Annotated in this window: 22 protein-coding genes; 10 read left to right on the top strand and 12 right to left on the bottom strand. The window is 69.4% G+C overall.

The window, feature by feature from the left end:
- Nucleotides 1-798: a phytanoyl-CoA dioxygenase family protein gene (locus HHL11_RS07525; protein ID WP_169417790.1), complete on the top strand. Its 798-nt coding sequence runs from the start codon at nt 1-3 to the stop codon at nt 796-798.
- Here HHL11_RS07525 and HHL11_RS07520 read toward each other — a convergent pair whose 3' ends face one another.
- Together HHL11_RS07520 and HHL11_RS07515 are read right to left on the bottom strand one after the other, a co-directional pair.
- Nucleotides 799-1,833: a bifunctional nicotinamide-nucleotide adenylyltransferase/Nudix hydroxylase gene (locus HHL11_RS07520; RefSeq protein ID WP_169417789.1), complete on the bottom strand. Its 1,035-nt coding sequence runs from the start codon at nt 1,831-1,833 to the stop codon at nt 799-801. It lies immediately after the preceding gene.
- On the bottom strand, nt 1,830-3,116 hold the full coding sequence (locus HHL11_RS07515; protein ID WP_169417788.1) for a lytic murein transglycosylase: 1,287 nt from the start codon (nt 3,114-3,116) through the stop codon (nt 1,830-1,832). Before HHL11_RS07515 ends, HHL11_RS07520 begins: the two co-directional genes overlap by 4 nt.
- An 85-nt stretch (nt 3,117-3,201) precedes the next feature.
- Here HHL11_RS07515 and HHL11_RS07510 point away from each other — a divergent pair, with 85 nt between their 5' ends.
- Complete coding sequence (locus HHL11_RS07510) at nt 3,202-3,459, top strand: DUF3297 family protein (protein WP_169417787.1); 258 nt, start codon at nt 3,202-3,204, stop codon at nt 3,457-3,459.
- On the opposite strand, the gene HHL11_RS07505 is transcribed toward HHL11_RS07510, so the two are convergent.
- Nucleotides 3,450-4,334 (bottom strand): LysR family transcriptional regulator, encoded by an 885-nt coding sequence (locus HHL11_RS07505; protein WP_169417786.1) that lies wholly within the window; start codon nt 4,332-4,334, stop codon nt 3,450-3,452. The genes HHL11_RS07510 and HHL11_RS07505 overlap by 10 nt on opposite strands.
- 97 nt (nt 4,335-4,431) lie before the next feature.
- Between HHL11_RS07505 and HHL11_RS07500 the strand changes: the two genes are divergently transcribed.
- Complete coding sequence (locus HHL11_RS07500) at nt 4,432-5,397, top strand: Bug family tripartite tricarboxylate transporter substrate binding protein (RefSeq protein WP_169417785.1); 966 nt, start codon at nt 4,432-4,434, stop codon at nt 5,395-5,397.
- A complete protein-coding gene (locus HHL11_RS07495) occupies nt 5,397-6,368 on the top strand; it encodes a 2-hydroxyacid dehydrogenase (protein ID WP_169417784.1) in 972 nt (323 codons plus the stop codon). Before HHL11_RS07500 ends, HHL11_RS07495 begins: the two co-directional genes overlap by 1 nt.
- Before the next feature lie 34 nt (nt 6,369-6,402).
- On the opposite strand, the gene HHL11_RS07490 is transcribed toward HHL11_RS07495, so the two are convergent.
- From HHL11_RS07490 to HHL11_RS07455, 8 genes are read right to left on the bottom strand one after another with little or no spacing between them, the layout of a single operon-like run.
- Nucleotides 6,403-7,212: a TauD/TfdA dioxygenase family protein gene (locus HHL11_RS07490; RefSeq protein ID WP_169417783.1), complete on the bottom strand. Its 810-nt coding sequence runs from the start codon at nt 7,210-7,212 to the stop codon at nt 6,403-6,405.
- An 11-nt stretch (nt 7,213-7,223) separates the two neighbouring features.
- Nucleotides 7,224-8,225 (bottom strand): Bug family tripartite tricarboxylate transporter substrate binding protein, encoded by a 1,002-nt coding sequence (locus HHL11_RS07485; protein WP_169417782.1) that lies wholly within the window; start codon nt 8,223-8,225, stop codon nt 7,224-7,226.
- Nucleotides 8,226-8,235: 10 nt separating this feature from the next.
- Entirely contained in the window at nt 8,236-9,411 is a 1,176-nt protein-coding gene (locus HHL11_RS07480) for an enolase C-terminal domain-like protein (RefSeq protein WP_169417781.1), read from the bottom strand.
- Nucleotides 9,408-10,373, bottom strand: a complete 966-nt coding sequence (locus HHL11_RS07475; RefSeq protein ID WP_169417780.1) for a D-2-hydroxyacid dehydrogenase — start codon at nt 10,371-10,373, stop codon at nt 9,408-9,410. The genes HHL11_RS07480 and HHL11_RS07475 overlap by 4 nt, the downstream gene beginning before the upstream one ends.
- A 1-nt stretch (nt 10,374) precedes the next feature.
- On the bottom strand, nt 10,375-11,382 hold the full coding sequence (locus HHL11_RS07470; RefSeq protein ID WP_169417779.1) for a TauD/TfdA family dioxygenase: 1,008 nt from the start codon (nt 11,380-11,382) through the stop codon (nt 10,375-10,377).
- A gap of 10 nt (nt 11,383-11,392) precedes the next feature.
- Complete coding sequence (locus tag HHL11_RS07465) at nt 11,393-12,403, bottom strand: ABC transporter substrate-binding protein (protein ID WP_169417778.1); 1,011 nt, start codon at nt 12,401-12,403, stop codon at nt 11,393-11,395.
- Nucleotides 12,404-12,425: 22 nt separating this feature from the next.
- Nucleotides 12,426-14,159 carry an ABC transporter permease subunit gene (locus tag HHL11_RS07460; protein WP_169417777.1) on the bottom strand — a complete coding sequence of 578 codons (1,734 nt, stop codon included), beginning with the start codon at nt 14,157-14,159 and terminating at the stop codon, nt 12,426-12,428.
- The gene (locus HHL11_RS07455; protein ID WP_169417776.1) at nt 14,144-15,277 is read right to left on the bottom strand and encodes an ABC transporter ATP-binding protein; all 1,134 of its coding nucleotides are present in this window, start codon (nt 15,275-15,277) and stop codon (nt 14,144-14,146) included. Before HHL11_RS07455 ends, HHL11_RS07460 begins: the two co-directional genes overlap by 16 nt.
- Before the next feature lie 153 nt (nt 15,278-15,430).
- Here HHL11_RS07455 and HHL11_RS07450 point away from each other — a divergent pair, with 153 nt between their 5' ends.
- From HHL11_RS07450 to HHL11_RS07440, 3 genes are all read left to right on the top strand, one after another.
- A complete protein-coding gene (locus tag HHL11_RS07450) occupies nt 15,431-16,219 on the top strand; it encodes an IclR family transcriptional regulator (protein ID WP_169417775.1) in 789 nt (262 codons plus the stop codon).
- 4 nt (nt 16,220-16,223) lie between these two features.
- Nucleotides 16,224-17,390: an enolase C-terminal domain-like protein gene (locus HHL11_RS07445; protein WP_169417774.1), complete on the top strand. Its 1,167-nt coding sequence runs from the start codon at nt 16,224-16,226 to the stop codon at nt 17,388-17,390.
- 226 nt (nt 17,391-17,616) lie between these two features.
- Nucleotides 17,617-18,054: a hypothetical protein gene (locus tag HHL11_RS07440; RefSeq protein ID WP_169417773.1), complete on the top strand. Its 438-nt coding sequence runs from the start codon at nt 17,617-17,619 to the stop codon at nt 18,052-18,054.
- 12 nt (nt 18,055-18,066) lie between these two features.
- On the opposite strand, the gene HHL11_RS07435 is transcribed toward HHL11_RS07440, so the two are convergent.
- The gene (locus HHL11_RS07435; protein ID WP_169417772.1) at nt 18,067-18,981 is read right to left on the bottom strand and encodes a LysR family transcriptional regulator; all 915 of its coding nucleotides are present in this window, start codon (nt 18,979-18,981) and stop codon (nt 18,067-18,069) included.
- 97 nt (nt 18,982-19,078) lie between these two features.
- On the opposite strand from HHL11_RS07435, the gene gcl reads away from it, so the two are divergent.
- Genes gcl through HHL11_RS07420 form a run of 3 tightly spaced genes read left to right on the top strand, consistent with a single transcriptional unit; the run spans nt 19,079 to nt 22,610 of the window.
- The gene (gene gcl, locus HHL11_RS07430; protein ID WP_169417771.1) at nt 19,079-20,863 is read left to right on the top strand and encodes a glyoxylate carboligase; all 1,785 of its coding nucleotides are present in this window, start codon (nt 19,079-19,081) and stop codon (nt 20,861-20,863) included.
- Nucleotides 20,864-20,874: 11 nt separating this feature from the next.
- Nucleotides 20,875-21,687: a hydroxypyruvate isomerase gene (hyi, locus tag HHL11_RS07425; RefSeq protein ID WP_169417770.1), complete on the top strand. Its 813-nt coding sequence runs from the start codon at nt 20,875-20,877 to the stop codon at nt 21,685-21,687.
- 11 nt (nt 21,688-21,698) lie between these two features.
- Complete coding sequence (locus HHL11_RS07420) at nt 21,699-22,610, top strand: 2-hydroxy-3-oxopropionate reductase (protein ID WP_169417769.1); 912 nt, start codon at nt 21,699-21,701, stop codon at nt 22,608-22,610.
- The last annotated feature ends 49 nt before the right edge of the window (nt 22,611-22,659 follow it).

The following is a 22,659-nucleotide window of genomic DNA, read 5'->3' as shown; positions in this document are numbered from 1 at the left end:
ATGGCCCGCCTGTCCGCGAACGAGATCGAACGTTACGAACAGGAGGGCTGGGTCAAGCCGTCCTTCCGCCTGCCGCAGCCGCAGGTGGACGCGATGCGCGAGGCGCTCGACGAGCTGATCCGCCGCAACCCCGGCGTGCGGCCCGAGAAGCTCGTCTCGGCCCACGTCGAGGGCGACAACGGCGAGGGCGTGCGCGGGGTGTCGTCCTTCCTCGAGCTCGCGCGCGATCCGGAGATCGTGGAACTGGTCTCCGGCGTGGTCGGCGAAGACGTCATCCTCTGGGGCTGCCACGTGTTCTGCAAGCCGCCGGTGGAAGGCTTCGAAACGCCGTGGCACCAGGACGGCCACTACTGGCCGATCCGGCCGCTGGCGAATTGCACCGCGTGGGTGGCACTGGAGCCTTCGACCACGGCCAACGGCTGCCTGCGCGTGATCCCGGGCTCGCACCGCGGCCATGTGCTGCACGAGCACCTGCACGAAGACCGCAACGACCTGACGCTGAACCAGCGCATGGCCGCTGGCAGCTTCGACGAGGCGAGCGCGGTGGACGTGGAGCTGCGAGCAGGCGAAATGTCGCTGCACGACGTCTACATGATCCACGGCGCGCGGCCGAACACCTCGACGCAGCGGCGCACGGGCGTGGCGCTGCGCTACATGCCCGCGACCTCGCTGTTCGACCGCGGCATCCGGCCGCACGACGGCATGACCGGCGTGCCGGTGAATTTCGGGCAGCGGCCCTTGTGGCTGCTGCGAGGCCAGGATCGGGCCGGCAACGATTTCGTCACCGGGCACCGTTGATCAATCGGTCAAACCGAGGAACGCATCGAGGATGTGGAAATGGTCGTCATGGAACTGGTCTTCCATGGACGGCAGGTCCGCGATCTTCACCCAGCGCGCCTCCGCCGCGTCGTCGCTGCCGGCGATTTCCGGCGCCAGCCGCTCGCCCAGGTCGAAGTAGTGCGCGTGCGTGATCACGCGCCCGCGCTGGCTGCGGTCCGGGTGGTCGAACACGCGCGCGGCTTTCAACGCGTGCTCCATCTCTGACGGCAACAGGCGAAAACCGGTCTCCTCTTCCAGCTCGCGCACGGCGGACTGGTACACCGTCTCGCGCTGTTCCAGAAAGCCGCCCGGCAAAGCCAGCAGGCCCTTGCCCGGCGCGCGGCCGCGGCGGATCAACAGCACGCGGTCACCGATGCGCACCACGGCATCCACCGTCACGAACACCGGCGGATACGGCGCGCTGGCCCACTTGTCATGCTCCTCGGCCAGCTCCTGCCACTCGCTGCGCAGGCGCTCGTAGAAGGGCAGCTGCGCCCACGAACGCACAAAGTCCAGCGTGCTGGGCGGAACCTGCGAAGCGATCGCGGCCAGCGCCGCCTCCAGCGAGCCGCCCGTGTAGAGCGCGGCGCGCAGCGCCTTGCCGTGGATCTCGCCCAGCCGGCCCACATCGTGCAGCGCCCAGCCGGGGAAATCGTCCAGGTACTCGCTGCTCGCGTCCTTGCGGTGCCCGACCAGGACGATGCGCGCCTGGCCCGTGCGCTGCGCCACCGCGGCCTGCACGTTCGCCACCCAGCGCGCCTGGTCCCAGGCATCGCGCACCGGGATGAATTCCACACGCGCGCGTTCGTCCTCGGTGAGCGCCAGCTTCACCATGTCCGCGCACTCCTGCCAGGTGAAGGGGTTGCGCGGCGAGCGCGCCTGGTACGCGGAGCCGACGACGACCGCGCAGCGCGGCGCCAGCTTCAGGGCTGCGCGAACGAGCGCCAGCTGCGCGTCGTGCAACAGCTGGAAGCGGCCGATGCAGACGGCCCACGCAGAGGCCGCGCTGCTCATGGCGGCGACATCAGCATCGCCATGGTCCGCTGGCCCACGCGCCGCTGCGGCGGCAGGCCGCGCTTCTCGAATTCGGCGGCGATGGCGTCGCGGGTCTTGCGGCCCTGCACGCCGTCGGGCACCACGTCCGCGTGCCCCTGGTCCACCAGCCACTGCTGGAATTGCTTCACCTGCGCGCGGCTCAGGCCCGGGTCGTCGGTGGGCCACGGCGTCCAGAAGTCGCGGCCGCCCGCTATCTTGTGCGCCAGCAGCGAGACCTCCATCACGTAGCGCTCGGCGCCGTTGTAGCGCAGGATGGTGTTGAAGTTGCGCGTGACCAGGAAGGCCGGCCCGGGCAAGCCGACCGGCAGGAAGGGATAGACCTCGGGGTCGCCCGCGCGCTGCAGCGGCACGCTTTCGCCATTGGGCCCGAAGCCGCGCCAGCCCTGCGCCGCCCAGGCCGACAAGGGCTTGATCTGGTCCTGCTGCCGGATCGAATCGCCTTTGCCGGCAAAAGCGGCCTGCTGGTCCGGCGGGATGCTCACCTCGATCCAGACCGGCGCGCCGGCGATCCAGCCGCCGCGCGTCTTCAAATGGTTGGCCGTCGAGGCCCAGGCATCGGCGTCGGAGCCGACGACGTCGACGACCCCGTCGCCGTCGAAGTCCACGCCCACCTGCTCCAGCGTGTCGGGTACGAACTGCGTGCGGCCGAAAGCCGCAGCCCAGGAGCCGACGAAGTCGTCGCGCCGCACCTTGTTGTCGCGCAGCAGGCGCACGGCCGCGAACGCGCGCTCGCGCGAGCGGCAGGTGGCGGGCTTGCCCGGCTGGCCCGTGTCGGGCGGGCAAGGCCGCAGGCAGGCCAGGCTCATTGCCGCATCCAGCACCGGGATGCGGCCGCCGGCCGGGCCGTAGTTGGTCTCGATGCCGTAGATGGCGACCACGATTTCCTTGGGCACGCCGAACCGGGCCTCGATGCGATTCAGCACGTCGGCGTTCTGCGCGATCACGCGCTGGCCGTCCGCCACGCGCTGCGCATCGGTGGTTGCGGCGAGCTCGTCCCACCAGTAAGTGGGTTCACCGGCGGCGACCTGCATCGACTGCCGCACGCGGTCGTCGTAATGCGCGTCGGCCGCGATGCGCAGGAAGTCGTCGCGCTTCAAAGGCCGCAGCGCGCTGTCGGTCACCTGGCTGAGGTCCTGCACGCAGGCCTGGAACTGCTCGGCGCCGAGCGGCTGGTCCAGGGTCTGGGCGTCGGCCTGCAGAGCCAGCAGCCCGACGAGAAGGAGGAGACGGATGTGCTGCACGGATCCCCGGGAGGAAAGGGTGCGGACCAGTATAGGGTTGGGCGCCGGATGCGTGGGGCTCAGCCGGAGGCGCGACAATCGGGGCATGGAAGAAGAAACCAGCAGCAGCAACCGCCCGCCCCTGCCCGACCACCTGTCGGTCGACCCGAGAAGCCCGCACCACGTGGCCGCCGTGTTCGAGCACGAAGTCGGCATCCGCTTCAACGACAAGGAACGCCACGACGTGGAGGAGTACTGCATCAGCGAAGGCTGGGTCAAGGTGCCCGCCGGCAAGACGCTGGACCGCAAGGGCAAGCCCCTGATGATCAAGCTCAAGGGCAAGGTCGAAGCCTTCTACCTCTGAGTCTGAAGGATGAACTCGCGGATGGTGTGCGCGGCGGGGTTCGCCGCGTCCGGCCGCCACGCGAGGTAGATCTCGGCCACCACGTCGGCACGCCACAGCGGCCGGAACACCACGTGCTCGAAGCGCAACTGCTGCGCCGATGCGGGCACGATCGCCAGGCCCAGGCCCGCGGCCACCAGCGCCATGATCGTGTGCGTCTGGCCGATGTGGTGCAGGTACTGCGGCTGCGCCGCGCTGGCGGTGAACAGCGCGGCGATCTTGTCGTGGAAGTACTTGCCTTCCTTTTCCGAGTACATCACCAGCGGCTGGCCCGCCAGGTCCGCCAGCCGCGGCTTGGCCTTGCGCGCCAGTGGATGCCTGGCTGGCAGCGCCAGCATCATCGGCTCGCGCGCGACGCGGTGGTAGCGGAAGGCGCCGGCCGTGTGCAGCGGCCGCGCGAAGGCGAGGTCGATCGTCTCCTCCTCCAGCGCCTTCAGCTGCTCGGTGGACACGGCCTCCATCAACTCGATCTCGATTTCGGGGAAGCGCCGCCCCGCCTCGGCCAGCAGCGCGGGGATCAGCTTGTAGCCTGACACCGCGGTGTAGCCCACCACCACGCGGCCGGCTTCGCCCTTGCCGGTGCGCTCCGCCGCCCGCGCGGCCTGCTGCGCCAGCCGCAGCAGCGTGGCGGCGTCCTTGTACAGGACGGCGCCGGCGGCGGTGAGCTTCACGCTGCGGCTGGTGCGTTCCAGCAGCTGCACGCCCACCGCGTGTTCCAGCAGCTGGATCTGCCGCGACAGCGGCGGCTGCGTCATGTGCAGGCGCACGGCGGCGCGGCCGAAGTGCAGTTCCTCGGCGACGGCGACGAAGCAGCGCAGTTGGGCCAGGTCCAGCATCGATGCACGGATTGTATGGATCGATCCACGAATCGGCTTGGACTTGTCTCGATCACCCGACTATCCTTTTTTCGGCAGACCCCAGGAGACAAAAGGCATGAAGTCGAAGATCGCCGCCCTCACCGTGCTGGCATTCACCGCGCTCGGCGCGCTGGCACAGGGCAGCTGGCCCAGCCATCCGGTCACGCTGGTCGTGCCCTTCCCGCCCGGCGGCGGCACCGACACCGGTGCGCGCATCCTCGCCGAGCAGCTCTCGCGCAAGTGGGGCCAGACCGTGCTGGTGGACAACCGCGGCGGCGCGGCCGGCCAGATCGGCGCCGACTTCGTCGCCAAGGCCAGGCCGGACGGCTACACCATCCTCATGGGCAACATCGGCACGCAGGCGATCAACCCCGCGCTGTATCCGAAGATGAACTACGACCCGGACAAAGCCTTCGCGCCGATCACGCTGGTGGCCGAACTGCCGCTGGCGATGATGGTGAATCCTTCGGTGCCGGCGAAGACGGTCAAGGAATTCGTGGCGCTGGCCAAGGCGCAGCCCGGCAAGCTGAGCTACAGCAGCAGCGGCGCCGGCGGCGGCCCGCACCTGGCGGCGGAGATGTTCAAGGACGCCACCGGCGCCTACATCCTGCACGTGCCCTATCGCGGCGGCGGCCCCGCCATCGCCGACCTGCTGGGTGGCCACGTGCAGTTGTCCTTCATGACGGTGCTGGAAGCCAGCGGCCACATCAAGCAAGGCAAGCTGCGCGCGCTGGCCGTCACCAGCGACAAGCGCGTGAGTGCCCTGCCCGACGTGCCGACCTTGGCCGAGAGCGGCCTGCCCGGCTTCAACAGCATCTCCTGGATCGGCCTGCTGGCGCCGGCCGGCACGCCCAGGGAGATCGTCGACAAGATCGCGGCCGACACGCGCGAGACCATCTCGCGCGAAGAGGTCAGGGACAAGCTGGTGGGCCTGGGCGCCGTCCCGGGCGGCACCACGCCGGCGCAGTTCACCAGCTTGATCGACAATGACCGCAAGCGCTATGCGCAGATCATCCGCGAACACAAGATCACCGTGAACTGATGTCCCAGAACAAGCCCAAGCTCCTGCAAGCCCTCGCCCTCGTCCCCGCGCTGGAACGCGCGCTCGCCGAGACCTACGACGTCGACAAGCTGCCGCCGCCCGGCGCGGAGCGCCAGGCCTGGCTGGCCGCGCACGGTGCGCGCTACGAAGCGTTGGTCACGTCGGCTGCACATGGCGCCGATGGCGCGATGATCGGCGCGCTGCCCAAGCTGCGCGTCATCTCCAGCTTCGGCGTCGGCCTGGACAAGCTCGATCTGGCCGCGGCGAAGGCGCGCGGCATCCCGGTGGGCTACACGCCCGACGTGCTGAACGACTGCGTGGCGGACATGGCGTTCGCGCTGCTGCTGGCCATCGCGCGCCGCATCGGCGAGGCGGAGCGCTACGTGCGCGCCGGCCGCTGGGCGGCGGCGCCGGGCACGCCCGCGTCCACGCCCTTCCCGCTGGGCCGCCAGGTCAGCAACGCGAAGCTCGGCATCCTGGGCCTGGGCCGCATCGGCCGCACGATCGCGAAGCGGGCGAGCGGCTTCGACATGCAGGTGCGCTACCACAGCCGCCGGCCCGTGGCCGATGCGCCGTGGCAGCACGAGCCGCAGCTGCTGGAACTGGCGCGCTGGGCCGACTTCCTGGTGGTGATTACTGCCGGCGGGCCGGAGACTAAGCACCTGGTGAACGATGCCGTGCTGGATGCACTGGGAAGCAAGGGCTTCCTGGTGAACGTGGCGCGCGGCTCGGTCGTGGACGAAGCGGCACTGGTGCGCGCACTGCAGGAAAAGCGCATCGGCGGCGCCGGCCTCGACGTGTTCGAGCGCGAGCCGAGCGTGCCGCCCGAACTCTTCACGCTGGACAACGTGGTGCTGGTGCCGCACATCGCCAGCGCCACGGTGCAGACGCGCGAGGCGATGGCGCAGCGGGTGCTGGACAACCTGGCGGCGTTCTTTGCGGGCAAGCCGCTGGTGAGCGCAGCGGGGTGATGGATTGCGGGTCAAGCCCGCAATGACAAGGCGGTCAACGTTCGAACGGCGGGCCGTTGACGACGATGCGATGCATCAGCCGCTCGCCGGCCGCGTAGTCGTTCACGGCGAAGTGCCAGGTCTGGTAGTTGTCCCAGAAGGCCAGCGAGCCTGGCTCCCAGCGCCAACGCATGGCGAACTCGGGCCGCTCGCCATGCTGGAACAGGAACTGGAGCAGCGGCCGGCTCTCGGACTCGGTCCAGCCCTCGAAGCGCATCGTGTAGCCGGGGCTCACGTACAGGATCTTGCGGCCGCTTTCGGGATGGCGGATCACCACCGGGTGCACCACGTCCGGTTCCGGCTCGCGCCCGGTCTTCATGCGCGCCTGCACGCCGGCGTTGGAGTGCACCGCGCGCAGGCCATCCAGCGTCTTCTTCAGGCCGTCCGACAGCGTGTCGTAGGCGGCGCCCATGCTGGCCCATAGCGTGTCACCGCCCGTGGGCGGCAACTCGCGGCACAGCAGCATGGTGCCCCAGCTCGGGTTAGGCCGGTACACCTGGTCGGTGTGCCAGCTGCCGCCGACGTTGCGCTCGCGGCCTTCCTCCTTGCGCACTTCGGCGATGACGCGCGCGCCCTGCAGCTTGGGAATGATCCCGCTGTTGGGAAGCACGGCCTCGCCGAAGCGGGCGGCGAAAGCCTCGTACTGCTCCGAGTTCAAGGCCTGCTCGCGGAAGAAGATGACGCCGTGGTCGACGATGGCCTTGCGGATGGTGCCGATGGTGGCGTCGTCCAGCGGCGCCGCCAGGTCGACGCCGCGGATCTCCGCGCCCACGGCGGGCGTGACGCGCTCGATGCGGATGCTCATGGCTTGTTCCTTCAGCGGCCCGAGGCCTTCTCGTAGATTTCGCGGAAATTCGTGCGCTGCACGAAGGCGCCATAGCGCTGCCAGTCCGCCTTCAGCGCTTCGGCAAAGGCTTCAGGCGCCATCACGTCCGGCTCCATGCCCATGAGCTGCAACGCCTCGGTGCCTTGCGGCGAACGCTGGATCTCGCCGACCAGCTGGCTCAGTTCACGCACGCGGGCGGGCGCGGTGTCGGCCGGGGCGAACATGCCCAGCCAGTCCTGGAACAGCACGTCCTTGTAGCCCAGCTCGGTGAAGGTGGGCACTTCGGGCAGGTAGCGCGAACGCGTCGAGCGCGCCACGGCGAGCACCCTGATCCGGCCCTGCTTGTGCAGCGGCAGCGCCGCCGCGATCGGCAGGACCACGGCGGGCACGTGGCCGCCCAGGGTGTCCTGCAGCGCCGGCGCGTCGCCCTTGTACGAGACGTTCTCCAGCGCCACGCCGGTGGCCTGCGCCATGATCGCGCCCATCAGGTGCTGGCTGGACCCGGTCTGCGCCGCGTACAGCCCCTGCTTCGGGTTGGCCTTGACCCAGGCCAGGTAGTCCGCCAGCGTCTTCACGCTGGCCGGCGTGCCGGGCCCGACCGCGAAGGTCATGCCGGACCGGCCCGTGGTCGCCACCGGCACGAAGTCGCGCAGCGGGTCATAGGGCAGGTTGCTCACCAGATGCGGCGTGATGACGATGGGGTATGCCGGCGAGATGAAGAACAGGCTGCCGTCCTTGACGCCGCTGCGCTTCACGTAGTCGTAGGCGATGACGCCGCCGGCGCCGGGCCGGTTGTCCACCACGACGGTCTTCGCGTAGTGCTGCTGCAGGCCCTCCGCATACATGCGCGCCAGTTTGTCGGTGGTGCCGCCGGCCGGCGAGCCGACGACCATGGTTGCCAGCTTCAGCGGCTCCTGCGCCAGCGCGAAGCGCGGCACGGCGGCCCCGAATGCGGCTGCCTGCAGCAAGGTGCGCCTGGAAATCACGCTCATGCGCTTCTCCTCAATGGCGGGGCGGATGCGCGCGCACCACGTCCTCGACGATGTCCGCGCCCCAGCCCGGGCCGGTGGGCAGCTGGAAGCTGCCGTTCTTGACGGTCCAGGGCTGCGTCAGCAGGGCGCGGCGCCAGGGCACCTCGTCCTCGTCGTACTCCATGATCCGGAAGTTGGGGATCACCGAGCAGAAGTGCGCGCTCATCAGCGAGCCCAGCGGCCCGTGCGAGTTGTGCGCGGCGACGTTGACGTCGTAGGCATCGAGCAGCGCCGCCATCTTCACCGACTCCAGCATGCCGTTGAACACGACGTCGACGATGGCCACGTCCACGGCCTGCGCGTCCAGGTAGGGCAGCAGCGCGCGCCGGCCCAGCACCGCCTCCAGCGAGGCGATGGGCGTACGGCTCGTCGCGCGAATGCCCGCCAGCGCCGCAGGCGCGTGGCTGTCCATCTCCAGCCAGGTCATGTCGAAGTCCTCCACCGCGCGGGCCATGCGGCGGAAGCCTTCGGGCTTGAAGTTGAAGTTCAGGTCCATCATCAGCCCGACCCCGGCGCCGGCACCGCCACGCAGCGTCTCCAACTGCGCGACCACCATGTCCACCAGCTCCTTCGTCACGTTCAGCTCGAAGGCGCCGGCGCCGCGCGCCACCGCGGCGTTCTGGCCCGGCGCAAAGCGCAGCAGGTTGGTCTTGAGCGCGCCGAAGCCCTTGGCCTTCACTTCGGCGCCCAGCGCTTCCAGGTCGGCCACGCTGCGCACCGGGGCGGCGTCGATGACGCTGCCGAACAGGTGCGCGCTCTTCGCGCGGTACAGCCCGCAGTGCGACCAGTAGACCGGCATGGACTGTCGCAGCGCGCCGCCGAACAGCTCGTACACCGGGACGCCGAGGGCCTTGGCCTTCAGGTCCAGGCAGGCGTTCTCGTAGGCGCCCGCGGCCAGCGACTGCAGGCCGCCCGTGGTCGATTGCGTCGCGGAATACAGCTTCGCCGCCAGCTTGCCGACGTTGCGCGGGTCCTCGCCGATCACCAGGTCCGCCAGCCCGCGGATCACCTGCGCCAGGCCGCGGCGGCCGCGCGCCTGGTTGAACTCCGACCAGCCCACCAGGCCGGTGTCGGTGGTGAGCTTGAGGAAAGACCAGTCGTCCCAGCCGCCGTCGACGTGCAGGTCCTCGACCGCGACGATCTTCACGCCTCGATCTCCACGCGATGCTCCAGCGGCTGGCCGGCGCGGAAGCGCTCCAGGTTGGCGGTCAGCACCTTGGCGATGCGGGCGCCGGTGCGCGTGCCGCCGTGGCCCGCCGCGTGCGGCGCGATGTAGAGGTTGGGCGCGTCCCACAGCGGGTCGTCCGCCGGGAAGGGCTCCGGCTCGGTGACGTCGAGGAAGGCCGAGCGCAGCCGGCCTTCGGTGAGCGCGTTGCGCAGCGCGACCTGGTCCACGATCTCGCCGCGCGCGACGTTGACGAACAGCGCGCCCGGCTTGATGGCCGCGAAGGCGGCCGCGTTCATGAGGTGGCGCGTGCTGCGCGCCGAGGCGATCGTCACCGCCACCACGTCCGCGCGTGCCAGCACGGCATGCAGTTCGGACAAGGGCTGCATCTCGTCGGCCAGCGGGTCGCTGGCGAGCGAGCGCGACAGGCCGATGATCTTCATGTCGAAGCCGCGGGCGCGCTGTGCCAGCTGGCGCCCCAGGTTGCCGTAGCCGACGATGGCCAGGGTGCGGCCTTCCAGCGCGAGCAGCGGCGGCTCGAACTTGGGGTTCCACTCGTGCTTGGCGCTGCGCCACAGGATTACCGGGAGCTGGCGCGACATCGCAAGAATCATGGCCATGGCGCTCTCCGCCACCGTCGGCGCGACGGCGCCGCCCTGGTTGGTGACCGTCACGTGCGGCGGCACGCCGGCACCGAGCAGGCCCTGGGCGCCGGCGGTGGTCATCTGGATCCAGCGCACCTTGCAGCCCGGCGCGCGCAGCGCCTGCGCGATCGGCGCGCCTTCGTTCCCCTTGGGATCGGACAGCACCAGCACGTCGGCGTCGTGGATGGCCTGCGGCACTTCGCCGTGGTCCTTGCAGGCATGCAGCTCGATGCCTTCGAAAGCCTTGATGGCGGTGAGGACGGGGTCGACGGCGACCCGGCTGGCAACGACTACTTTCATGTCAATGTCCCTTGCTGGAAAATTCCTGGTAGACCCGGTCGTAGACCTTGGCCCGTTCGTGAAACTGCGGCACCGTCGGCCGCGGGTCGGCGGCCGTGAGCCACAGGCGCAGCAGCAGCCGCTTGTGTTCGGCGTCCGACCCGTTCTCGAACTCGGTGCGCGAATGCAGGTTGGTGAAGTTGTGCCAGAGCAGCATCTCGCCCGGCTCCAGCATGAAGCGCAGCGCCAGGTCCTCGCGCTCGGCGGTCTGCTGGAACAGGCGGATGCCCTCTTCCAGCTGCGGCGGCAGCGGCGTGCCCAGTTGCTCCGCGGCGGCGCGCATGAAGCTGCCGGCGAACATGCAGCTCACCTGGCCGTCCACGTAAGAGAACACGGGGATGGGCGTGTCGGTGATCGGGCGCGAGCTGGTGCGCGCTTCCGGGATGGCCATCGGGAAGCCCTGGTACAGCGCCGGCAGCAGGTCCGGGCGCTGGCGCGCGATCTCGTTGTGGATGGCGAGCGAACTCACCAGTGCGCTCTGGCCGCCGCTGGCCGCCTTGCGGATGCACAGCAGGCCGATCAGCTCGTAGGAGTCGGTGTGCATGCGCAGCTCGCCGCTGCTGCGGTAGCCGCGCTGCACCGGGTCCTGGTCGTCCTGCTCCACGCGGCCCAGCCGGTCGCCGGTGCGGCTTTGCACGGCGGACGTGCCCAGGTGCGTGCCCATGCCCCAATAGATGCGTTCCAGCGCCTCGGGCGAATAGCGCTTCGGGTCCAGGCCGGCGAGCAGCAGCACGCCGCGGCCTTGCGTGATCTCGCGGCGGACGTCGTCGATCAGGCGGCCCAGCGCCGGTTGCTGGAAGTCGGCGCGCGTGACGGCCTGCGGCGCGAGCTGCGCAGTGCGCGCCAGCACCTCGTCGAAACCGGCCAGTTCTTCGGCCGTCAGGTGGCGGGTGATGGCAGCCTTGCCGCCCAGGGTGGCGGCGGTCCAGGCAGCAGGATGGCGAATGGCTTCGGTGCGGATGGCTTGCATGGCGCGGTCCTCAGTTGGCGACGCCCAGTGCCTTGGCCATCGCGCGGCGGCGCTCTTCGGGCACGTCGAAGCGCATCAGCTCGCCGTCTCGGAAAGGCACGCAGCCCTGCGCGCCCTTCGGGTCGCCGAACACCGAAGTCTTGATGTAGGTGCAGTAGGTGCGCACGCCCTCTTCCGACACCAGCCAGTTCACCAGCAGGCGGGCGGCGTTCGGGTGCGGCGCCTTGGCCGCGATGCCGATCGAGCGCGCCGAGATCACGGAAGGATTCGCCAGGTACTGGATCGCGATGGGCGCATGCTTGGCGATCAGCGGCCGCGAGAAGGCGGTGAAGGTGGGCGCGTTGAACAGGTAGGCGCCCGCGGCCACCTGCTGCACGCCGGAGGCGCCGCTTTGCGTGACCTTGTAGTTCTGCGTCGCGATCTTCTTCAGCAGCTCGGTGCCCTGCGAGCGCTCCACCGCGTCCAGCCAGCCCATGTAGTTGTCGGCCACCTGCGGGTCGGTCAGCAGGAACTTGCCCTTCCACTTGGGGTTGGCGAGGTCGGCCCAGGTCTTGGGCACTTCGTCCGGCTTCAGCAGCTCGGTGTTGTAGACCAGCGCCACGATGTCCATCGTGTGGTTCAGGAAGTTTGCCTTCACCTGCGCCTTGGGCCAGCCGCCCAGGTTGGGGATGACCTGCGGCGTCAACGCGAGGAAGCGGTCGGCCTGCTTGTCGAAGGGCACGGTGGAACTCACGCTGACCACGTCGGCCTGCACCTTGCCGGCGTCGTGCTCGGTGTTGAAGCGCTGCATCAGCGGGCCGGTGGGGAAGCGGATGAAGCTGCCCTTGATGCCGTACTTCTTCTCGAAGGCGGCCAGGGTCGCCTTCTGCGTCGATTCGTCTTCCGAGGAGTACAGCATGATGCTGCCCTCGGCCTGCGCCGCCTTCACGAGGTCGGCGGGCTCCTGGGTGCCGAGCGCCTGCGCGCCGGCCGTGCCGGCACAGGCCAGCGCCGCGGCGGAAAGAATGAGCTTGCGGATCATGGTGCTTGCTTGGGGTGGAAGTTCAACCTTGGTAGCGGGGCCGGCCCAGCAGCAGCACCAGCGACACCGTGGCCGCCGAGACGATGCCGATGATGCTGGCGATGGCCGCGAGCTGCGAGTAGGTGCCGTTGTCGAACAGCGTGAGGATCACGTAGCCGATGGTGGGATTGCGCGGGCCGGACAGGATGGCCGCCGCGTTCAGTTCGCCCAGCACCAGCGCGAAGATGGAAGCCCAGCCCGCCGCCAGCCCGGGCAGGATCAGCGGCAGCTGCACGCGCCAGAAGGTGCGCGCGGGCGTCGCGCCGAACACGCGCGAGGCCTCCACCAGCTGGCCGCCCACTTGGCGCACCGCGGACTCCGCCGCGATCGACGCTGTGGGCAGGTAGACCGCCAGGTAAGCCAGCAGCAGGATCAGCCAGCCGCCCTGCAGGTTGAAGGGCGCGAAGCCGAAGGCGATGAGCACGCCCACCGCGAACACGATGTGCGGGATGGCCGAGGGCAGCTTGGTGGCGATGCCCAGCGCCTTCTCGGGCGTGCCGCCCAATGCAGCTGCGACGACCGCCAGCAGCCCGGCGATCAGCACCACGCCGGTGGACGTGGCCACCGCGAGCAAGGTGCTGTTGACGATCGCGGCGCGACCAGTGCCATCGGCGAAAAGCTCCTGGAAGTTGGCGAAGCTCAGCACCGAGACGTCGATGGCGGGCCGCCAGAACGGCTGCAGCGCCACCACCACCAGCGCCAGCAGCGGCAGCACCGAGGTGAGCACCACATAGGCGAGGATCAGCGCGCGCGCCGGCCAGCGCCAGCCGCCCAGCTCCACGCGGTTCGCGCGCACGCCCATGCCACCCAGCGTGGCCGCGCCGGTGCGCGAGGCCAGCTTGCGCTGCGCCAGCCACAGCGCGCCGATGAACAGCATCAGCAGCAGGCCGATCACCACTGCCTGGCCGGTCTTGGGCGGATAGGAGAAATTCAGCAGCCGGTAGATGTACACCGCCAGCACGTCGATGCGCGCGGCTGTTCCCATCAGCGCTGCGATCGAATAGAGGCCGACGCTGGAGATCATGCACATCAGGACCGATGCGCCGACGGCGTGCCGAATCGAGGGCAGCGACACCTGCCAGAAGATGCGCAGGCGTCCTTTGCCGCACATGCTCGCCGCTTCCTCCAGCGCCGGGTCCAGGTTCCCGAAGGCGGCGGCGGTCATCACGTAGACGTGCGGCACAGCCCACAGCACGTAGAGGAACACCAGCCCGGGCCAGCTCTGGATGGCGAAGTCGTTCGGGTCGAGCGCGAGGCCCAGGGATGCGAGCGCGGCCACCAGCGGTTTGGCCAGGAAACCCGCGCGCGGGTCGGCCAGGAACAGCCAGCCGATCGCCATGGCCACCGGCGGCAGCAGCAGCGGGATGACGGGCAGCAACCGCGACAGGGCGCCCCAGTGCGCGTCGGTGCGCGCTATCAGCCAGGCGAAGAAGGTGCCCAGCGGAACCGAGATGGCGGTAGTGGCGACGGCCAGCACCAGCGTGTTGCGCACGGCCACGTAGAGGTCGGGCGCGGCCAGCGTCTCGCGCCACAGTGCGGCGTCGAAAGTGCCCTGCGGAAACAGCGCGCGCAGCGCGATCACCAGCATGGGATAGAAGACGACGAACAGCGTGCCGGCCGCGAGCAGCGTCACCGCGGCCTTGCCCGCCCAGGCCGCGCGCGGCTGGCGCGCGGGAACGCCGGCCAATGTGTCGGGCAGCGCTACGCCGGCAGCCACAGCAGCTTCTCCCGCGGCAGGATCATCTCCACCTGCGCGCCCGGCTCCAGCTCGCCGCCCTCGCCTTCGGGCAGGCTCGCGGTGACGGCCTGCGCGCCGGCGCGCAGCCGCATCTCGATGCGCGCGCCGAGATGCACGCTGTCCTCCAGCTGCGCCGGCACCCGCAGCGCATCGGTCGTGGCGGCACGGCCCGCCGGCACGACGCGCACGTGTTCGGGCCGGATGCCGATGTGGCCTTGCGTGCCGGCCGGCGCGCTCAGCGCCACGTCGCCCAGCGAGCAGGCAACACGGCCATCTGCACCGGCACGTGCCGGCCAGCGATTGATCTCGCCGACGAAGCCGGCAACGTAGCTGTTGGCGGGCCTCCGGTACACCTCGCGCGGCGGCGCGGCCTGCACGATGCGGCCGGCCTCCATCACCACCAGCGTGTCGGCGAGTTCCATCGCCTCCTCCTGGTCGTGCGTCACGTACACGCCGGCGAAGCCGTTGTGCCGCTTCAGCTCGCGCAGCTCGGCGCGCAGCTTGCGGCGCACCTTGGCGTCGACGTTGGACAGCGGCTCGTCGAACAGGACCAGCGACTGCGATGCGATCAGCGCCCGCGCCAGTGCCACGCGCTGCTGCTGGCCGCCGCTCAATTCACCCGGATAGCGGTGGCCGAGGCCGGCAACGCCCAGCCGCTCCAGCATCTCGGCGACACGCGCCTCGCGCTGGACGCGCGGCACCGAAGACGGCAGCGGATAAGCGATGTTCTCGGCCACCGTCATGTGCGGCCACAGCGCGTACGACTGGAACATCATCCCGATGCGGCGCTGCTCCGGCGGCACGAACACCTGGTCCCGCGCCGAGAACACCGTGCGGCCGGCCACGCGGATCTCGCCGGCCGGCGGCCGCTCCAGGCCGGCAATGCAGCGCAGCAGCGTCGTCTTGCCGCAGCCACTGGGGCCGAGCAGCACCACCAGTTCGCCGGGCCGCACGACGAGGTCCACGCCATCGAGCGCATGCACCACGATCTTGCGACCGGCGTAATGCTTGCGCAGCCCGCGCACCTCCACCACGAAGTGGTCGTTGGCCGCCACCACGGGCGTGTCGCCTTGCACGGGCGCCGCCTCCGAGCTCATTGAAAGTTCAGCGCGCACAGCTTGCTGGTTCCTTCTGCTGGTTCCGAGCGCCGGATGATGGCCGTATTCGCCAAATTTCAGCTTTGGTGTTTACCCCGAGAACACTTTGTCCACTATGTGAACACACTACAGGCTATTGTGAACGGAACCGCTATGTCCGCCGTCATCCCCGAAATCGAAACCAGCGCTGGCGACGCCTCACCGCAAGCCGCCGTGAAGACCCTGGGCAAGGCCCTGGCCCTGCTGGACCTCGTCGCGCGCGCCGGGCACCCGCCCACCATCGGCGAGCTCGCCGTCATCGCGAAGCTGTCGCGCCCGACCACGCACCGCCTCGTGCAGACGCTGGTGGCTGCTGGCTTCCTGCAGCAGAACGCGCGCGACGGACGCTTGTCCATCGGCCTCGCCGTGCTGCCGCTGGCCGCGAGCCTGCTCGACACGCACAGGCTGCGCGCGGATGCGATGCCGCACATCCAGGCGCTGGCGCAGAAGCTCAATGCGCGCGTGAACCTGGGCATCCTGCACCAGCAGAAGATCATGATCCTGGGCGGCGCCGAGAAGCCGACCCTGCCGGTGATCCACTCGCGCTTCGGCCGCACCGTGCCCATGCACTGCTGCGCGCTGGGCAAGGCCATCCTGGCCTGGCTGCCGCCGGCGGAGACGCAGGCGATCCTGCGCGACCAGCCGCTCGTGGGGCGCACGCCCAACACCATCACCACCGCACCCGCGCTGCTGGCGGACCTGGAGAAGACGCGCGAGCGCGGCTGGTCCACCGAGTTCCGCGAGAACACCGCGACCTCCTGCTGCATCGGCGTGCCCATCCTCGATGGCATGGAGCGGCCGGTGGCCGCCATCAGCGTCGCCGGCCGCTCCATCGAGCTGCTGGAGCAGGACGTCGGGCCGGTGCTGGAAACGGCCGAAATCATCTCCCACATGCTGCAGTAGGACCATGAAGATCAAGAGCATCGACTGCGTGCGGCTGGAGCTGCCGCCCCGCGCCAACCCGACGAAACCGCGCCGCGCCAGCTACAACCAGTCAGCCCGCCGCGCCTTCCCGATCAACAAGTACCCCGAGTTCCCGCGCGAGCTGCGCAAGATCCCCGGCGAAGTGGCCGGCGAGATGTGGGTGAAGGTCACCGCGGAAGACGGAACCTGGGGCATGGGCACCTGCCACTGGGGCAACCTCGTCGAGCCGCTGGTGCGCGAACACTACGCGCCGCTGCTGGTGGGCCGCGACTGCTTCGCCATCGAGTTCCTCAACGACCTGATGTGGCGCTCGACGCAGCGCTTCGGCGCGACGGGGCTCGCGTCGGTGGCGCGCAGCGCGGTCGACCTCGCGCTGTGGGACCTGAAGGGCAAGCTGCTCGAAGTCCCGGTGTACAGCCTGATCGGCGGCCCGTGCCGCGAAGCGATCAATTGCTATGCCACCAGCGACGACCTCGACTGGTCGATGGAGCTGGGCTTCAAGGCCTTCAAGGTCAGCAACCCCGTGCACTACGAGGAAGGCACCGAAGGCCTGAATCGCCTCGAGGAAAAAATCGCGAAGGCGCGCGAGACCGTCGGCCCCGATGCGGACCTGATGTTCAACCCGGTGATGTCCTTCAACGTGGATTTCGCGGCGCGGCTGATGGAGCGGCTGAAGCCTTACCGGCTGCGCTGGATCGAAGAGCCGCTGATGCCGCACGACACCGACGGCCTGGTCGCGCTGAAGAAGGCCGTGCCCACGCTGCCTATCGCCACCGGCGAGGACCACAAGGGCCGCCATGCGCTGCGCGAACTGGTGGACCGGCGCTGCGTCGACGTGATCCAGCCCGAGCTGCGCTGGGCCGGCGGCCTGAGCGAAGCGCTGAAGGTCTACACCATCGCCGAGGCCGCAGGGCTCACCACCATCCCGCACTCCGGCGCGGGCCTGCCCTTCGGCCAGCACTTCCACTTCTCGCTGCCGGAAGCACAGCTGGCCGAATACTGGCTGGGCTCCGACCCCGGCATCCCGCTGGCCGAAGCGCAGAAGCTGCCCGGCGTGCCGGTGCCGGTGGATGGCAAGGTGAAGCCTTCCGACGCGCCGGGCTTCGGGATCGAGGTGCAGGAGAAGCAACTCGTGCCCTGGCGAGCCTGATGCCGCTCAACCGAGCAATGTTTGGCCTAGTGCCAAGCCAGGAAATCCCTTAAGAACTCTTACCCGGCCGTGCCTGTCCCACCTGTCGGAGACGACAACACGACATGACCACGGCCGCACAAATAGATCACAGTTCCGAGGCGCTTCCAGAGCGCGCGTCGCCCGCGCGCGGCGCGGCGCGCAGCACCTTTGCCGGGCTCGGCCTGGCGTGACCGCGGGCAAGCGCATGCGCAAGCTGATGCAATGGGCCACCTCGCGCGGCGACTGGCAGCGTTCCGACTTCCTGGCCCTGCCGACGGTGGACGCGCAGGACGACGCCATGCTGCAACGCTGGCAGGTCGTGGTGGGCGGCCTCGCGCTGCTGCTCTCGCGCGAATCGCCTTCGGGCCGGAGCGCCCGCTTTCCCCACACCATGCGCCTGTACCAGGGCCTGCGGCAGCGCCTGCGCCAGGGCCGCTACGTCGATGCCAGCCCCGAGCTGATCGGCGACGTCATGCACGAGACCGCCAGCGTGGCGGATCCGCTGACGACGCGCTGCCTGCGCGCCTGCTTCCAGGCCAGCCTGGGCCGCGACCCGGATTCGGCCCTGCCCTCGCAGTTCGACGCCAGGAACACCTCGCGCCTGCAATCGCAGCCGACGTGGGAAGACACGCGGCGGGACTGAAGCAAGTCCTGATCACCCGCGCGGGATCGCCTCCCACCAGCTGCCGCCGAAGCGCCCCTGCAGGAAGGCGATGAAGGCCTGCACCTTCTGCGGCACCAGCTTGGGCGAGGGATAGACCGCGTGGATCTCCTGCTCGGGCAGGCTGTGGCCCTTGAGCACCTCCACCACCGCGCCGCTCGCCAGCGAATCCGAAGCCACGTACCAGGGCAAGGCCGCGATGCCCAGGTCGGACCGCGCCGCCGCCAGCACCGCCGACAGGTTGTTGGAGCGCAGCCGCGCCGTCACCGGCACCGTCACCGCCTCGCCGCGCGGTGACAGCACCCGCCACACGTCGTTGCCCTGCACGCTGCTGTAGATGAGCGTCTCGTGCCCGCTCAGGTCGGCCGGCTTGCGCGGCATGCCGGCCTTCTTGAGGTACTTGGGCGAGGCCACCATCAGCCAGGGATTGGTTCCGAGGAAGCGCGCGCCCAGCGAGGAATCGGCCAGCTTGCCCATGCGCACGGCGACGTCGATGCCCTGCGCCACGAGGTCCGTGTAGCGGTCCTCGAAGCTCAGGTCCACCTGCAGCTGCGGGTGCTGCCCCATGAACTCCAGCGCCAGCGGCACCAGCACGCGGCGGCCGAAGGCGACCGAGCTGCCGACCCGCAACAGGCCCTGCGCCTGCGTCTGCCGCACCTGCACCACGCTGTCGGCTTCCTCGGCCGCCCGCACGATGGCCTTGCACTTGTCGTAGTAGAGCGCGCCGGCCTCGGTCAGGCTGACGCCGCGCGTGTTGCGATTGAGCAGCCGCACCTTCAGCCGCGCCTCGATGGCGGCCACCTGCTTGGTCACGGTCGGCTGGGTGGTGGCGAACTCGCCGGCCGCCTTCGAGAAGCTGCCGGTCTCCACCACCCGCACGAACATCTCCATCGCCTGCAAACGGTCCATGGCTTATTCGCTCCTGGAATAGATCTTATGGACCGGCGCCCTCTTCATCAACGCCACTCAGGTTCCTAGAGTCTCAACCAGTGAACAGGAGACCACCATGGCAAAGATGACCGCGGCCCAGGCCGCCGTTTGGGTGCTGGAAAAGGAAGGCATCACGCAGGCCTTCGGCGTGCCCGGAGCCGCCATCAACCCCTTCTACGCGGCGCTGCGCAAGCAAGGCGGCATCGCCCACGTGCTGGCGCGCCACGTCGAAGGCGCCTCGCACATGGCCGAGGGCTACACGCGTGCCGCGGCCGGCAACATCGGCGTGTGCATCGGCACTTCCGGGCCGGCCGGCACCGACATGATCACCGGCCTCTATTCCGCCCTGGCCGACTCCATCCCCATCCTCTGCATCACCGGCCAGGCGCCGCGCGCCCGCCTGTACAAGGAGGATTTCCAGGCGGTGGACATCGAATCCATCGCCAAGCCGGTGACCAAGTGGGCGGTGACGGTGCGCGAGCCGGCGCAGGTGCCGCGCGCCTTCCAGCAGGCCTTCCACCTGATGCGGTCCGGCCGGCCGGGCCCGGTGCTGATCGACCTGCCTTTCGACGTGCAGACCACCGAGATCGAGTTCGACCCGGAAACCTACGCGCCGCTGCCGGTCTACAAGCCGGCGGCGACCCGCGCCCAGGCGGAAAAAGCCATTGCGATGCTGCAGCAGGCCGAGCGGCCGCTGATCGTGGCGGGTGGCGGCATCTTCAATGCCGCCGCCGACGCCTTGCTGGTGGAATTCGCCGAGCTCACCGGCGTGCCCGTGATCCCCACCCTCATGGGCTGGGGCAGCATTCCCGACGACCACCCGCTGATGGCCGGCATGTGCGGCCTGCAGACCAGCCACCGCTATGGCAACGCCACGATGCTCGCCGGCGACTTCGTGCTGGGCATCGGCAACCGCTGGGCCAACCGCCACACCGGCTCGGTGGACGTCTACACGAAGGGCCGGACCTTCGTCCACGTGGACATCGAGCCCACGCAGATCGGCCGCGTGTTCGCGCCGGACTACGGCATCGTGTCGGACGCGAAGGCGGCGCTGCAGCTGTTCATCGCGGTGGCGCGCGAGCTGAAGGCGTCCGGGCGGCTGAAGGACCGCACGTCCTGGGCCGCCGACTGCCGCGAGCGCAAGGGCACGATGCTGCGCAAGACCAACTACGACGAAGTGCCGATGAAGCCGCAGCGCGTCTACCAGTGCATGAACCGCGCCTTCGGCCCCGACACCTGCTACGTCAGCACCATCGGGCTGTCGCAGATCGCCGGGGCGCAGTTCCTGCACGTGTTCAAGCCGCGCCACTGGATCAACTGTGGCCAGGCTGGCCCGCTGGGCTGGACGGTGCCGGCGGCACTGGGCGTGCGCGCCGCCGACCCGTCGCGCAAAATCGTCGCGCTGTCGGGCGACTACGACTTCCAGTTCATGATCGAGGAGCTGGCGGTGGGCGCGCAGTTCCAGCTGCCCTACCTGCACATCGTGGTGAACAACTCCTACCTGGGGCTGATCCGCCAGTCGCAGCGCGGTTTCGACATGGACTACTGCGTGCAGCTCGCCTTCGACAACATCAACACGCCGGCCGGCGGCGACCGCAGCTACGGCGTCGACCACGTCAAGGTGGTGGAAGGCCTGGGCTGCAAGGCGATCCGCGTGCACACCGCCGACGAACTGCGTCCCGCCATCGCGCAGGCCGAGCGGTGGATGGAGGAATACCGCGTGCCGGTGGTGGTGGAGGTGATGCTGGAACGCGTGACCAACATCTCCATGGGCACCGAGATCGACAAGGTGGTGGAGTTCGAGGAGCTGGCGACCACGCTGGCCGACGCACCGACCGCCATCGCCGCGATGCTGGATTGAGGAGCAACAGCATGCCGAAATTCGCCGCCAACCTCACGATGCTCTTCACCGAGCTGCCTTTCCTGGAACGCTTCGCCGCCGCACGCGAGGCCGGCTTCACCGCCGTCGAATACCTGTTCCCCTATGACTTCCCCAAGGAGGAACTGGCACGCCAGCTGCGCGCCAACGGCCTCAAGCAGGTGCTGCACAACCTGCCGGCCGGCGACTGGGCCGGCGGCGAGCGCGGCATCGCCTGCCATCCGGGCCGCGAGGCCGAATTCCGCGAAGGCGTGGCGCGCGCGATCGCGTACGCGCATGCGCTGGATTGCCCGCAGCTGAATTGCCTGGCCGGCAAGCTGCCCGCTGGCGTGACGCGCGAACAGGCGCAGGCCACGCTGGTTGCGAACCTGCGCTTCGCCGCTGCTGAATTGAAGAAAGCCGGCTTGCGGCTGCTGGTCGAACCGATCAACACCTTCGACATTCCCGGCTTCTTCCTCACGCGCAGCGACCAGGCGCTGGCACTGATTGAAGAAGTGGGCTCGGACGCCCTGCTGCTGCAGTACGACATCTACCACGCGCAGCGCATGGAAGGCGAGCTGGCGGGGACGCTGGGCAAGCATCTCGCGCGCATCGGGCACATCCAGCTGGCCGACAACCCGGGGCGCAACGAGCCGGGGACGGGAGAGATCAACTACGGCTTCCTGTTCGGCCACCTGGATGCGCTCGGCTGGAAGGGCTTCATCGGCTGCGAATACAAGCCGAAGACGACGACCCTCGAGGGCCTCGGCTGGCTGAAGAAGCTGGGGTCGGCTGCGCCGAACCCGGCCTACGAACTGGGCCTCTGACAAGGAATCAAATGACCAGATCGGGATTGAAACTGGGCTTCATCGGCCTCGGCGTGATGGGCGCACCGATGGCAGGCCACCTGCTGAAGGCGGGTCACCTGCTGTTCGTGCATACGCGCGGCAAGGTGCCGGCGGCGCTGGCGGAAGCTGGCGCTACCCTGTGCACCAACGCGCGTGGCGTCGCCGAGCGCGCCGACATCGTCTTCCTGATGCTGCCCGACACGCCCGACGTCGATGCCGTGCTGTTCGGCGAGTACGGTGTCGCGAGCGGCCTGGCCCGCGGCAAGGTCGTCGTCGACTGCAGCTCCATCGACCCGATCGCCACCCGCGGCTTCGCGAAACGGATCATGGAGCTGGGCTGCGACTACCTCGACGCGCCGGTGTCCGGTGGCGAGGTCGGCGCCAAGGCGGCCAGCCTCAGCATCATGGTGGGCGGCAGCGAGGCGGCGTTCATGCGCGTGCAAGCGCTGCTTGCGCTGATGGGCAAGAACATCACGCGCGTCGGCAACGCCGGCGACGGCCAGGTCTGCAAGGTCGCCAACCAGGTCATCGTCGCGCTGAACATCGCGGCCGTGGCCGAAGCGCTGGTGTTCGCGGCCAAGGCCGGCGCCGACCCGGCGCGCGTACGCCAGGCGCTGATGGGCGGCTTCGCCAGCTCGCGCGTGCTCGAAGTGCATGGCCAGCGCATGCTGGATCGCACATTCGAGCCAGGCTTCCGCATCGCCCTGCACCAGAAGGACCTGGGTCTCGCGCTGCAAGGCGCGCGCACGCTCGGCGTGGCGCTGCCGCAGACGGCGATGGCCGCGCAGCTGATGCAATCCTGCGCGGCCTTGGGCCTCGCGCAAGCCGACCATTCCGCGCTGGTCCGCGCGCTGGAAAACATGGCGCAACTGGGCAGTGTGAAAACAGTTTCACCTCCCTAGCGGCCAACTGTCGGTAGAGAATGAATGGGCGTACCGTGAAGCTGGAACA

Origin of the sequence: Ramlibacter agri (assembly GCF_012927085.1) — a bacterium.
Taxonomy (GTDB): domain Bacteria; phylum Pseudomonadota; class Gammaproteobacteria; order Burkholderiales; family Burkholderiaceae_C; genus Ramlibacter; species Ramlibacter agri.
This window is presented reverse-complemented; position numbering and strand designations above follow the sequence as displayed.